Consider the following 12,749-nt stretch of genomic DNA (forward strand, 5'->3'; position numbering starts at 1 on the left):
GAGTAAAGGAACGTCGTTTTCTGGTCATCAGACACCTCGTTTATGGTGGCAACCTTACCACCTACGTTGGTGTCCGGAATCATTGAACCACTACATCCATCTTGCCCCGGAGAATGTCAGCAGCTTTGAATAGATGGCGTTCAAGTTGTTCGAGCGTTAAGGCCATGGGTACTTCCGTTTGTGTTTCTGGGAACGCTATTCGAAAGGTGCGACAGATTGAGTCGGAAGGTGTCGCGAATGTTGCGTTTGAGTGGGGTGATATTGCCCGCTAGTGGAGGGATGATCAACCAGCGGATGAGAGGTAGGCGGTTGAGGGTGCTAACTCAGTTGCTGGTGCATCATCGCCTGCTTGCCCCAAAATTGTGGCTGGCTAATCCCCACACCTTGGTGTCGTGTTTCGCCAGATAGCTGGCGCGCTTGAACAAGTCATCGTACCGTTCGCCCTGACGAAGATGGTAAAGGTAGTTCTGTGGGACGTGAATGAGCCCGTCACCTTCAACCTGGGTGCAGCTCAATGCGCTGCACCAGGCCCTGCTTATCATTCCATACAAGCCGGTACTACCGACCCCTAATTCACCCAGTCCCCGAAAGGTTTGTTTGTTGAAGAACAGGATGCAGTGATAGTGGGGATAATTAGGGTTGGTGAACTCTCTACACCAGATGAAGCCAACATTGGTTGGATGAAATCGTTTACCTTGGCGGGACAGTGAGTTGCCATAGGCCTTGATCTTCGCTTTTAGAGAGTCGATAAATCTGTTGAATAAAGGACGACCTTCTTCGTTACGCCAGTCGTACCAATAGGGGAGTCTGAGATCTATTCTTATGGCAATTGAATGGGGGTGGTTGATGATCGCCTGATTGATGGTGCCTTCTATCCGATTAAGATAACTTTCTATGTATGGGCCGTGCTTTGGAAGGAGAGGCTTTGTGTTAAACATGCCCTCTGTAGTGAGGGGCATGTTGTATGCCTGAGTCATTGTCATGGTCTCCGTATCTTGGCGTTGGTTGTTGGTCTTATCTCTATTGGATGTGTATATGTTTATTGATGCTATTGGTTAATAATATTTAAAACCTACATGTATTTTCGTCTTTAAAGTATTTATAAGCTGTAACCTGAGCTGTAGAGGGTGTGTGGGATTAGCGGGGTTTTGGTCTGCAAAAATCTTGTAAGATTTGAAAGAGAACTCCTGTTCACTGACAGTGGTCACGCTGGTTAATCTTCTCCAGTATCCAATCATTTATTTCTTCGTCTACCCAGCCTACAGACCTGCCGCCTAAATCAATTGGCTTAGGGAAAGTGCCTGCTTCGATGTATTTGTAAACTGTCGAGCGGGCAAGGCCTGTCTTATCCATTACGTCTCTGAGTCTGAGGATTCTCATGGCTGATCTCCTGAACGGTTCGTCTCAGAAGATCCAGGGAGGCCAGTAGAAATTTATCGATGCTCATGATGGTGGGTTCAACATGGCTCAGGGTTGTTGGGCTCTTTAGTCGTGCCGGGCTTAGTGTCAATGCCAAGCTTGTTCCTAGGTTTTATCCATTTTTAGGTTTGTAAGTGTTTGTTTTGTAATCATCTTTATTATAGTCTGAGTATAGAGTTGCAATAGTAACCAACTAGAAATCACCTAGAAAAACCATAGAAATTTTGCAGAATCATAATAGAAAGCTAAGAGAAGTGTGCTAAACTGGACCGCGTGTTTTATCGTTCTTCTTTTGAAATTGCAGGTGTTGTATGGCAGTTCATGACAAAAGCCAAGACATGTTACCCAAAAAATTTCAGTCCTTTTCTGATCAGGATCTCATATGGCTTTGGTCTGTTCTTGGACGTGACTTTGCGATCAGTCATCCCGAGTCTTTTAAAAATCCTTTGGTATTGGCGGAATCTTGTGCGAAGGCGCTTAACGCTAGAGATAGCGCATATGTTGATGGAGTTTTTGATGGCTATCAGAAGCATGTCGTTAATAATGAAGTAAACAGTATTATAGGTAACGCTGGCAAAAGGCTGATTAGTTTTCTTATGTATAAGCTTGCCGTAGATAATGGTTTCGGTTTTGAGCTTGGTAGCCTTAAGTATTATTTGGATGATCGGTCATGCTTTTGTTTGGCGGTGGATCTCGATTCCAGGCTTGGCTCCGATAAGTTGCGTATCATTCGAGAACTAACCTCTCTTTGGAATCTCCGTATGTTAAAGGAGTGCCCTTTGAATTGGGTGGATGGCAATAACCCTGAGCAAGTGTCATGGCTCATTAATGAAGGTATCAATGCTGGATTGCCGAGCCTGGTTCCGGGAACTGTAAATAACCCTTTGTCAATAAATGAAAGTCTCTTGAAGTTTCAGTGTATGTTGGATCAATCGAATCTCAATCCAAAGATGGAAGAGATGCTGATTAGGGATTTAAGGCGGAAATGGAGTATAAAAACCAACAAGAAAAGGAGCGAGCGATATCAAGTTAATGTCCTGCTGCTCCCTGAAACTAAGGAAGGTATAAAACAGCTGATGAGGCGGGATGGGTATAAGACTCAAGGAGAGCTCGTAGATGCTCTCGTGAGTAAGGCGCTATCCGATGAAAATGGTTATTTGTAGTATTCATTAGTTCAAAATAAAGAGTCTGCCAGTATGCGGTCACGCCTTTAGCTCGGTGAGATAATCTGCCCATGCTTGCATCATCTGCGTCCGCTCTTTCAAGCGAGCAGAGCGGTTATATGCTGCAGCAACCTGGTTGCGCTGTTTGTGCGCAAGCTGCAGCTCAATAACTTCCGGTGGCCATCCCTGCTCATGCAGTAGTGTTGAAGCTGTCGCTCGGAAGCCGTGCCCGACCATCGTGGAGCCATCAAAGCCCATGGACCGCAGGGCAACGTTGATGGTGTTGTCTGAGAGTGGGCGGCCCGATTTCACAGACTCGAAAACCAGGTGCTGGTGGCCGGTGATCGCCTGAAGTTCCTTTAGAACGGCAACCGCTTGCTTGGGTAGGGGTACAATGTGATCTGGCACTAAGCCGGCCCGTTTTGCCTTCTGAGTGCCTTTCATGCGTTTGCCCGGCACGACCCACGTGCCCGATTCCAGGTCTATCTCCGCCCACTCAGCGTTCCTGAGTTCACCGGGGCGCAGAAACAGCATCGGAGCGAGCTTCAGTGCCGCTCTGGTTGATGCGTGGCCACTGTAGGCGTCGATGGCCCGTAATAGTGCCCCCAATTCGTCTGCGGAGGTTATAGCAGCTCTGTGCTGTGTAGGTACCGTCTTCAATAGGCCCTTCAGTGTGGACGTCGGATCTGTTTCAGCTCGCCCTTCTGCGACGGCGTACCTGTAGATCTCACCAATGCGCTGGCGTATGCGGTGCGCTGTTTCGTGTTTACCCTGGTTCTCGATTTCGCGAAGCGTTTCCAGAATCTTGGCAGGCTTGATGTCTGCGATGGGTAGGTGGCCTAGTTTGGGGTAGGCCCAGGTCTCCAGTCTTCTGCGCGCTACTCTCAAAGTACCTTCGGAGAGCTCTCCTTTTTTCAGCTTTAGCCATTCTTCCGCAACAACCTTGAAGGTGTCGCTTTTCTCCTGCTCAGCGGCTTTTTCCTGCTTTTTGACCTCATTGGGGTCTACGCCGTCAGCGATTAATGCTCGTGCCTCAGAGCGCCTCTGCCGGGCGAGCTTCAGTGGAACGTCCGGGTATACCCCCAGGGCCAACGTTTTTTCTTTACCGCCGAACCGGTACTTCATGCGCCAATACTTGCCCGACGGCTGGATATCCAGGTACATGCCTGCACCGTCAGAGAGCTTGGTGCGCTTACCATACTTTTCGAAGCTGGCAGATTTGATCTGTCTGTCGGTCAGCTTGTCCGTCGCCATTGGGGGTATCCTGCAGCGGTTGGGGGTATAAAACTTACTATAACGGGGTGGATTTCAGTTTGCACCCCCAGATGTACCCCCAAAGGTTGTGGCTGAGCATGGATTTCAATAGATGTTTATGGACTAAGGGTGAGGTAAAAATTGTTTAAAAACGGTAGGTTGTGGAGATTGGTGGGTCTTGGTGGAAGGGTAATTGGTACCCCCGGCAGGACTCGAACCTGCTACCTATCCCTTAGGAGGGGATCGCTCTATCCAGATGAGCTACGGGGGCTTTTCAGAAGAGGCGCTATGATAGCGGCCCGGGACTTGTGGCTCAAGGGGCCAGGGGGTATCGTTGGCTTCTACACTGGTTACCCTGTTGTGTGACGATGTCCGAGCTATCCCCATCCTCCCCCTTTCTGAGTGTGATCATACCGGTCTGGAACGAAGCGGCCGGTATTGTTGATACCCTTCAGTCACTTCAGTCCCTCCGTCAGGCCGGGCATGAGCTCATTATCGTGGATGGTGGTAGTGACGATGGAACAGTGGGGCTGGCCCGTCCTTACTGTGATCAGGTGCTGGTATCCAGCCCCGGAAGGGCACTGCAGATGAACGAAGGTGCCCGCCGGGCGCTGGGTGACTGGTTACTGTTCCTGCATGCCGACACCCAACTGCCGCCCGACGGCCTGGCCCATCTGGAAGGGTTGCCGGGTGCGGACTGCGCCTGGGGCCGGTTTGATGTGCGGCTCAGCGGCGACCGCTGGCTGTTCCGGGTGATTGCCCGGTTCATGAACCTGCGGTCCCGCCTGACCGGTATCTGCACCGGTGATCAGGGAATTTTCGTGCGTCGGGATGTGTTCGAGGCGCTGGGCGGCTACCGCCCTCTGCCTTTAATGGAGGATGTGGAGCTGTCTCGCCGGCTGTGTCTGGTCAGTCGCCCCCGTTGTATTCCCTCCCCGGTCACAACAGACAGCCGGCGTTGGGAAAAAGGCGGTGTCTGGCGGACCATGCTGCTGATGTGGCAGTTGCGCTGGCGCTTCTGGCGAGGCGAGTCCCCCGAGGCGCTGGCATCGCTCTGGCGGAGGGATGTGCGCCGTGTCGAGTGAGGCTCGCCGTCCGGCTTTGTTAATGCAGTTTTCCAAATGGCCGGAGGCCGGTCGGGTGAAAACCCGCCTGATTCCGGAGCTGGGAATCGAGGGGGCGCTGACCGCCCATATTGAGCTGAGTCTTGAGGTGCTCGATAACCTCTGTGCTACCGGTTATGACGTCAGTTTCTGGTGGGATCGCCCTCTGGAGCAAGCGCCGGAAGAAGCCCGGCCGTTGCTGTTGAACCTGGAGGCGGCGGGTATTGCTCAGTGCTTCCAGGCTGAGGGGGATCTGGGCAGGCGTATGTACGAAGCCCTGCGTCACGGCCTGGAGTCAGCCGATCGGGCGGTGATTGTGGGCAGTGATTGCCCGTCTGTTGACCCGGGATACGTGCGCTCTGCGGTGGCAGCCCTGGCGGAATACGATGTTGTTCTGGGTCCCTCGGAAGATGGTGGCTACGTCCTGATTGGCGCCCGGGATATTCGGCCCGAGGCTTTGGCCAATGTGGACTGGGGCACCCCGGCGGTATTCGGCCAGACGCTTGAGCGCATGGCCGACGCCGGATTGTCGGTGTTCCGGTTGGATTCACGGTGGGATGTGGACGAGCCGGAGGACTGGCGGCGTTTTCGCCGCCTCTCCGGCTGTCAGTAGTGCGGCTCTAGTCCTTGCTCTGTGGGACGGCTGGTTGCCTGCGCAGGCTGTGGAGGGTTTCATCAGCATTGGCCTCATCCCGTCCGGTTACGACCATCAGGCCCCGCTGCCGTTCTTCCAGTGTGCGCCGGTAGGTCTCGATCAGATCCTGCCGGGTGACCGCCCGGATTGCCTCTGCCAGCTTCTGGCGGCTGTTGAAATCGCGGTTTGAACGGTCGATCTCCCGCCAGTAACGCCCGGAAATCTCGTCCAGTTGACGATCCTTCTCCAGGAGACTGCTGATCACCGCCTGTTTCTCCCGGGCCAGCCGTTGTGTGTCCAGGGATGCCAGTTCACCGGCAAAGCTGTCTGTAAATTCGGAAACCGCAGAATCAATGGCCTGGGCGTCCGCCTTCGGAGACTGGACCACCAGACCGATTGCCGGTGTTTCCAGCATCTCGAAGTTGGTGGCGTATACGATATAGCCCAGTTGCCGGTTGGTGCGAATTTCTTTGTAGAAGGGGCTGGACAGAATCTGGGTCAGCACGCGGAACCTGGCCCGCTCATCGTAGGATCGGTCCTGCCCCTGGAGATAGAGCGTATAGCCGGTATCCGGGTGGTCCACGGCCAGAGAGGCCAGGGTTTGTCCTTCGGGCACCTGGCGCACCGCCGAGCGTGGTACCTGGGTCCGTTCACCGTTACCCAGCACCAGGGCATTGATCTGGTTGGCCAGGTTGAGGGCGGATGCCTCGGTCAGGTTGCCGTGGGCAAGCATTACCGGATCGGTTTCGTCCAGCAGTGAGCGAGCAAAGGCTTCAAGCTCGTCCCGGGTTACGTCCCGGGCAGCCGCGAGCCGGTCTTTGACCGGGAAGGTGCCCTCCAGAAGTGCGGTCTGGACGAACTGTGAGGTCTGGGAAACCGGGCGTTCCCGCTCCCGGTTCTCCAGGCCGTCGATCAGACGTTGGCGGGCAATCTGGAATCGCTGTTCAGTAATACCCGGGCGGGCCAGTTCTGTCAGGATGCGGGCCAGCAGCGTGTGCAGTTTGTCGCTGTAACCGCCAACCCGGATGGTGATGCCCCGCAGGTGTGAGTAGATGCGGTAGTTCAGGCCGGCAACCCGGGCAGCATAGGCCTGGGCGTTCAGGTTGGTGTTTATGGCGTCAACCAGCAGGCTGGCCAGCACATCTGTCCGGGCGGACTCGCCTGTGGCCGGCGTACGTAGACTGACAAAGACATTGGCCCGGGGAGTGTCGAAGCGGGTGTCGCGGGCGTACCAGACATCCAGTCCGTCCACGCTGGTCAGGTGTTCCGGTTGTTCCATGGTGTTGCCCGCGACCAGACTCAGGTCTTCGGGGATAAACGGATTGGCCGGAGGCAGTGCGAGTTGGCTGGCCAGAGTTGCGTCCGGCTTGCTGGTCAGCTTCAGCGGCTGGCGCTGCCAGGGTGTCTGGTACCACTCGGTGTGGTTGGGGTTTTTCAGGTCCAGATCGGGTCCGGATACCCATACCTTGACGTTACCCGGAGTAAGGCGTGCCAGGATGTTGCGGTATTGCTCGGGGGCATAGGTTTCCATCAGCCAGGGCGCCTGCAGCACGTCTTCTGGCGGATAGGTCCGGAGCATGCGCGACAGGCGGGTGGCCTCGTTGACCGGCTCACCCTGTTCGTGAAACCGGAAGTCCATGCGCGCCAGTTGCTGCATTTCCTTGAAGCGCTGTTCGCTGATGCCGTTTTGGCGGATTCTGTCGATGTATTCAAAGGCCAGCGCCAGGATATCGTCCTGGCGGTCCATGCCTTCGCGTGTCAGCGACATGCTGATCTCGAGCGTGGCGTGCTCGCCGGTGTCCCTGCCGAGCCCGGCGGACAGGCCTTCTACCAGACCCTCGCGTTTGAGCACGTCCAGCAGGCTGCCCGGCCCCTCATGGCCCAGTATGCTGGCCAGATAAGAGGCCGGTTTGCTGCGGTAGTTGTCCTGCTGTGAGGGAATGGGGAACGCCAGCGTCATGTGGCGGGTATCTTTTAAGGTTTCCGCCAGGACCTTTTCCGGCAGGTTGTCCGATACGAAGAAGGGCTCGGTGTGCCGGGCCGGTTCCAGGTTACGGTTTTCGATGGCGCCGAACCGGCCGGTCACCATGTTCTCGAGGGTGTCGAGCGGCTGGGGGCCGTAGACGGCCAACGACATGATGTTTGAGGAATAGTGCTGTTGCCAGAATTCGATCAGGTCCGGCCGCAGCGGATTGTCGTCGGTGTTCTCCAGCGTGGTCAGGTTGCCGACGGCAAAACGGCTGAAGGCGTGGTCAGGATTGCCGGCGGCCTTGCGAACTGACAGCAGGCGACGGCCATCTTCCTTGAGCTTGGAGGTGTACTCGGAGTGAACGGCGTTGCGTTCCCGGTCAACCAGTTCCGCGGTAAAAAGAGGTGCGGAGAACTGCTGGGCGAACCGGTCCAGGGCCGGTTCGAGGAACTCCGACTCGACATCAAAAAAATAGTTGGTGTCCTGGAAGGCGGTGAAGGCGTTGTGGCTGCCGCCATGACTGCGGATGAACTGCTGGTACTCGCCGGGTTCCGGGTACTTCTCGGTGCCCAGGAACAGCATGTGCTCCAGAAAGTGTGCCAGCCCGGCGCGCTCGTCCGGGTCGTCCCCGCTGCCCACGGCCACATTCAGGGAGGCAGCGGCCTTTTCGGCCTGAGGATCGGAAACGAGGATTACCTTCAGGCCGTTGTCCAGTTCCAGATAACGGTAGCTGTTCGGGTCATTGGGACTCTTGACCGGTTGTTCTGCCGCCTGGGCAAAGCTGCTGGCGAACAGGGTCAGCAGGGTAGCCATCAGCAGGTGGGCAAGGTGTCGGGTCGGCATCGGGATTCGTTCCGCGGTCATTGAACCTCTTCCATTAGTGTCGGTGGTCGTCAGGACGGACTCAGTGCATCTGGGTATTGCTGGCGGTATCCGGCTGCTGGTCCAGCGTCTGGCGGGCCAGGCTGGCGGCTTTCTCCGCGCTCAGGTCGCCGGCAGCAATGCGCTCAAGAACCGTACTCATCACGGCAACAGACTGCCGGTATTCCGAGAACTCGGCCTGGAACGCGTCGTCAATCGCCTGATAGACCGCCTGGATTTTCTCCTCCCGGGAGCCCTGGGCACTGGCTGTGTCATTGATGGCTTTCAGGCACGCACGGGCGATGGCTATGTAGCGTTCGGTGTTGGAGCTGTCGTTTTGCATGGACTGTCGGGATCCCTTGGCGTTGGGTCAGTGTTGAGATGCCTCGGGGCCTGTGAAGTTCCCCGTGTCGGCATTGAGATATGCTAATGATTGACAGGGGCTTTGGCGCCCCTGTCATCAGACTGTTTCGTCTGCGGGCGCAGGAGGCGGGAAGCCGCCGAGTTCTTTCCACCGGTTCACAATGCCGCAGAACAGATCGGCGGTCTTCTCGGCATCATAGGACGCGGCATGCGCTTCCTTGTTGCTGAACGGAATGCCCGCCAGCTTGCAGGCCTGGGCCAGAACCGTATGGCCATAGGCCAGTCCCGCCAGGGTGGCGGTATCAAACGTTGAGAACGGGTGAAACGGATTGCGTTTGATGTCGGCGCGCATGGCGGCGGCAAACACAAAGCTGTGATCGAAGGTAGCGTTGTGGCCAACCAGCACGGCCCGCTTGCAGTCATGGGCTTTGACGGCCTTGCGGATGGGCGAAAATATCTCGCTCAGGCCCATTCCTTCGGGCACGGCTTCCCGTTCCGGGGCCCAGGGGTCGATGCCGGTGAAATCCAGTGCCGACTGTTCCAGATTGGCGCCTTCAAACGGATCGATCTGTTGCACGAAGGTTTCGCCCCGGCGTAGCCAGCCGTCGTCATCCATGGTCACCAGGACGGCAGCGATTTCCAGAAGGGCATCCCGCTCGGCGTTGAAGCCGGCGGTCTCTACATCGACCACCACCGGCAGAAAACCGCGGAAGCGGAGGGACATGGGATGGGGCTGTTTGTTTTCTTCAGACACTCGAACTCCGGTGCTCTCGGTATGAATGGGGTAGCGGATCAGGCCATGCGCCAGTTGATGGTTTCACCGGCTTTCAACGGTACGATGTTGCCATCGGCGAGGGGCAGCTGTTCCGGCATGGTCCAGGCATCACGGACCAGTGTAATGGTGTCCCTGTTTCTGGGCAGGCCGTAGAAATCGGCGCCGTTGAAGCTGGCAAAAGCCTCGAACCTGTCCAGGATGCCCAGTTCTTCAAAGACTTCGGCATAAAGGCCGATGGCGCCATAGGCCGAGTAGCAGCCGGCGCAGCCACAGGCCGCTTCTTTGCGATCCCGGGCGTGGGGGGCGCTGTCTGTGCCCAGGAAAAAGCGGGTATCGCCACTGGCAACGGCCTCCCGAAGCGCTTCCTGATGCCGGTTACGCTTCAGGATGGGCAGGCAATACAGGTGCGGGCGAATGCCACCAACCAGCATGTGGTTGCGGTTGTACATCAGGTGTTGGGGGGTCAGGGTCGCGGCCAGGTTGTCGCCGCTGTGGGCGCGCACAAACTCGGCAGAGTCGGCGGTGGTAATATGCTCCAGCACCACTTTCAGCCCTGGGAAGTCTGCCAGAGTCGGCTTGAGCACCCGGTCCAGAAACACTTTCTCGCGATCAAAGATATCGATGTCCGCGTCGGTCACTTCGCCATGCACCAGCAGCAGCATGCCGCAGTCCGCCATGGCCTCGAGCACCGGGTAGATGTTGCGGATGTCGGTGACCCCGGAGGCCGAGTTGGTGGTCGCGCCGGCGGGGTAGAGTTTGGCGGCCACCACACCGGCCTGACGGGCCTCACGGATGGTTTCCGGTGTCGTGCTTTCGGTGAGGTACAACGTCATCAGCGGCTCGAACCGGGTGTCGCCGGCGGCCTTCAGGATGCGTTCCCGATAGGCCATGGCCGCCTCGGTATCGGTCACCGGCGGTACCAGGTTGGGCATAATGATGGCCCGGCCAAAACAGGCGGCCGTCGCTGGCACGACATCGTTCAGTACCGCTCCGTCCCGGACGTGCAGGTGCCAGTCGTCCGGACGGGTGATAGTGAGTTCTGTGGTCATGATGTTATCCGCACAAGGGCAAAAATTTCCTGCGGATTATATCAGAAGGGGGGAAGGATTGTTTCTGCTCCGAAGGGCTCAAGTATACCCGTGCGCTGCCGTTACCTTGGGTATCTGTCTTTGTATCTGTCGGAACGTGACTATGGCCAAGAGTTTCCGTCGTTCCCTGGCGCATCGTGTAACGGCACTGGGGGCGAGCATTGTCCTGCCCCTGATGGCTGTGCCTGCACTGGCGTCCAGCTATGGCGCCGGTATCGAAAACAGCCAATGGTATCTCACCGAGTCGGTGTTTGAATGTTCCCTGGTGCATGAGGTACCGGGATTTGGGCGGGCGGTTTTCCGCCATAGGGCCGGCGAACAACTGACGTTTTACCTGGAATCCGAGACACCGGTGATGCGCCCCGGGCGTGGTCGGTTGATTGTCGAGGCACCTGCCTGGCGTCCCGGCATTCCGCCACAGCCTGTGGGCCTTGTGTCCGTCGATGGCGGCAAGCGGGTGGTCAGCCTGGAAAACCGCCAGGCCATGCAGGTGGTTCAGGGTCTGCTCGATGGCATGCGCCCGACGCTGACTAGGGCCTCCCGTTATGACAATCAACCGGTCAGGGTTCAGGTATCCAATATCAATTTCGCCGGCTCCTATGCCGGCTACCGGGAGTGCCTGACGGGCTTGCTGCCGGTCAATTACGACCAGATCCGCCGTTCCCGGATTCCGTTTGCCAGTGGCAGCACCAGTCTTTCCGATGCCGACAGGGAGAAACTGGACGACATCGCCAGCTTCATACTGGCGGATCCCACCATCGAGCGGGTATTCGTGGACGGTCACTCGGACCGGATTGGCAGCCGGATCGACAATCGTGCGCTGTCAGAGGAGCGGGCAAATGCGGTAGCCGAATACCTTCGGTTCCGGGGCATCGGCGACGATCTGCTGATCGTGCGCGCCCACGGAGACCAGTATCCCGTGTCCCGTCGGCCAGCGGATAACCGGCGCGCAACCATCAGGCTGCAGCGCCAGGGTGAGCGTCCGGAGTTTCAGCAGGCAAGCGGCCCGGGCAGCGATACCTCAGGGTAGGGTGGTGCGGCCCCGCGCCATCAAAGGTCAGTACACCGAATCCAGCACTTCCAGATGCGCTGTCACGCTCTCGGCCAGGGCCCTGAGATGATAGCCGCCTTCCAGCGTGGAGATGATACGGTCGTTGGCGTGGTCATTGGCCACGCTGGTCAGCATCTCTGTCAGCCAGCGATAATCCTCGGTTTCCAGATTCAGCTCCGCCATCGGGTCCAGCCGGTGGCCGTCAAAACCGGCCGAAATGAGGATTAACTGAGGCCGGAAATCCTGCAGCTTCTTCAGCCAGCCCGCTTCCACCGCCTTGCGGTATTCCGCTGATGCACAGCCCGCTTCCAGCGGCACATTGACGATGTTGTCCGCCTGGCGATGCACATGGGAATGGGGAAACAGCGGATGCTGGAAACTCGAGCACATGAGGATGCGTTCGTCACCGCTGACGATGTCGACGGTACCGTTGCCCTGGTGCACGTCGAAGTCGACGATGGCTACCCGTTCAAGGTGATGGAAAGTCAGTGCGCGCATGGCGGCCAGGGCAATGTTATTGTAGAAGCAGAAACCCATGGACCGGGTGCGCTCGGCATGGTGCCCCGGCGGTCGGGCGCAGACAAACGCGTTGGTCACCTGGCTGCTCATCACCATGTCCACCGCCTGGACGTTGGCGCCCGCTGCAAGGCGCGCAGCGTGGAGGGTATGTGGCATCATGGCGGTGTCAGGGTCGGTGAACACCCGGCCGTGGGCCGGTTCCATCTGGTCAAGCTGGCTCAGGTAACCTTCCGGATGCACCATTTGCAGTTGATCGCGGGTGATCTCATCCGGGCGAACCCAGTCCAGATCCTGTTCCAGATGGGTGTCAGCGAGGTAGGCAAGGATGGTGGACAACCGCTCCGGGCTTTCCGGATGTTCCGGCCCCATGTTGTGTTTCATGAAGTCATCGTGGGAGAAAAAAGCCGTTGTCATGAGTCCCGCCCAAACCAGAGAATCTTTCTTTATTCCATGTTATCAGGGATAACCGAAGGGTGTCGTATTTCTTTTGTCTAATAGAGTGATCGCCGATTTACATCAGGGAATCCCCATCTAAGATAAGGTATACAAT

Annotated in this window: 12 protein-coding genes and 1 tRNA gene; 4 read left to right on the plus strand and 9 right to left on the minus strand. The window is 57.1% G+C overall.

The annotated features are described in order from the left end of the window. Positions 1 to 338: 338 nt before the first annotated feature. Together HNR38_RS16665 and HNR38_RS16670 are read right to left on the minus strand one after the other, a co-directional pair. Positions 339 to 977 carry an inovirus Gp2 family protein gene (locus HNR38_RS16665; RefSeq protein WP_183706443.1) on the minus strand — a complete coding sequence of 213 codons (639 nt, stop codon included), beginning with the start codon at positions 975 to 977 and terminating at the stop codon, positions 339 to 341. Positions 978 to 1,191: 214 nt separating this feature from the next. Beyond that, entirely contained in the window at positions 1,192 to 1,380 is a 189-nt protein-coding gene (locus tag HNR38_RS16670) for an AlpA family transcriptional regulator (RefSeq protein WP_183706445.1), read from the minus strand. 350 nt (positions 1,381 to 1,730) lie between these two features. Here HNR38_RS16670 and HNR38_RS16675 point away from each other — a divergent pair, with 350 nt between their 5' ends. Then, complete coding sequence (locus tag HNR38_RS16675; RefSeq protein WP_183706447.1) at positions 1,731 to 2,582, plus strand: hypothetical protein; 852 nt, start codon at positions 1,731 to 1,733, stop codon at positions 2,580 to 2,582. A 39-nt stretch (positions 2,583 to 2,621) separates the two neighbouring features. Here HNR38_RS16675 and HNR38_RS16680 read toward each other — a convergent pair whose 3' ends face one another. Both HNR38_RS16680 and HNR38_RS16685 read right to left on the minus strand, forming a co-directional pair. Further along, a complete protein-coding gene (locus tag HNR38_RS16680) occupies positions 2,622 to 3,836 on the minus strand; it encodes a tyrosine-type recombinase/integrase (RefSeq protein ID WP_183706449.1) in 1,215 nt (404 codons plus the stop codon). Positions 3,837 to 4,030: 194 nt separating this feature from the next. After that, positions 4,031 to 4,107 (minus strand) — tRNA-Arg (locus HNR38_RS16685). A gap of 97 nt (positions 4,108 to 4,204) precedes the next feature. On the opposite strand from HNR38_RS16685, the gene HNR38_RS16690 reads away from it, so the two are divergent. Next, positions 4,205 to 4,921, plus strand: coding sequence for a TIGR04283 family arsenosugar biosynthesis glycosyltransferase (locus tag HNR38_RS16690; protein ID WP_183706451.1), 717 nt, complete (start codon positions 4,205 to 4,207; stop codon positions 4,919 to 4,921). Positions 4,922 to 4,943: 22 nt separating this feature from the next. Next, a complete protein-coding gene (locus HNR38_RS16695) occupies positions 4,944 to 5,552 on the plus strand; it encodes a TIGR04282 family arsenosugar biosynthesis glycosyltransferase (RefSeq protein WP_246362780.1) in 609 nt (202 codons plus the stop codon). A gap of 7 nt (positions 5,553 to 5,559) precedes the next feature. Here the strand turns inward: HNR38_RS16695 and HNR38_RS16700 are convergent, their stop codons facing one another. From HNR38_RS16700 to pyrC, 4 genes are all read right to left on the minus strand, one after another. Beyond that, positions 5,560 to 8,406: an insulinase family protein gene (locus HNR38_RS16700; protein WP_183706454.1), complete on the minus strand. Its 2,847-nt coding sequence runs from the start codon at positions 8,404 to 8,406 to the stop codon at positions 5,560 to 5,562. 40 nt (positions 8,407 to 8,446) lie between these two features. Beyond that, positions 8,447 to 8,746: a hypothetical protein gene (locus HNR38_RS16705; RefSeq protein ID WP_183706456.1), complete on the minus strand. Its 300-nt coding sequence runs from the start codon at positions 8,744 to 8,746 to the stop codon at positions 8,447 to 8,449. 117 nt (positions 8,747 to 8,863) lie between these two features. Further along, positions 8,864 to 9,520, minus strand: coding sequence for a ribonuclease T (rnt, locus tag HNR38_RS16710; protein WP_183706458.1), 657 nt, complete (start codon positions 9,518 to 9,520; stop codon positions 8,864 to 8,866). Between the two features lie 38 nt (positions 9,521 to 9,558). Further along, on the minus strand, positions 9,559 to 10,590 hold the full coding sequence (pyrC, locus tag HNR38_RS16715; protein ID WP_183706460.1) for a dihydroorotase: 1,032 nt from the start codon (positions 10,588 to 10,590) through the stop codon (positions 9,559 to 9,561). A gap of 142 nt (positions 10,591 to 10,732) precedes the next feature. Here pyrC and HNR38_RS16720 point away from each other — a divergent pair, with 142 nt between their 5' ends. Further along, positions 10,733 to 11,659, plus strand: a complete 927-nt coding sequence (locus tag HNR38_RS16720; protein WP_183706462.1) for a flagellar protein MotY — start codon at positions 10,733 to 10,735, stop codon at positions 11,657 to 11,659. 27 nt (positions 11,660 to 11,686) lie between these two features. Here the strand turns inward: HNR38_RS16720 and HNR38_RS16725 are convergent, their stop codons facing one another. Beyond that, positions 11,687 to 12,613, minus strand: coding sequence for a histone deacetylase family protein (locus HNR38_RS16725; protein ID WP_183706465.1), 927 nt, complete (start codon positions 12,611 to 12,613; stop codon positions 11,687 to 11,689). Between the last annotated feature and the right edge of the window lie 136 nt (positions 12,614 to 12,749).

It is taken from the genome of Marinobacter oulmenensis, from assembly GCF_014201735.1.
Lineage (GTDB): Bacteria > Pseudomonadota > Gammaproteobacteria > Pseudomonadales > Oleiphilaceae > Marinobacter > Marinobacter oulmenensis.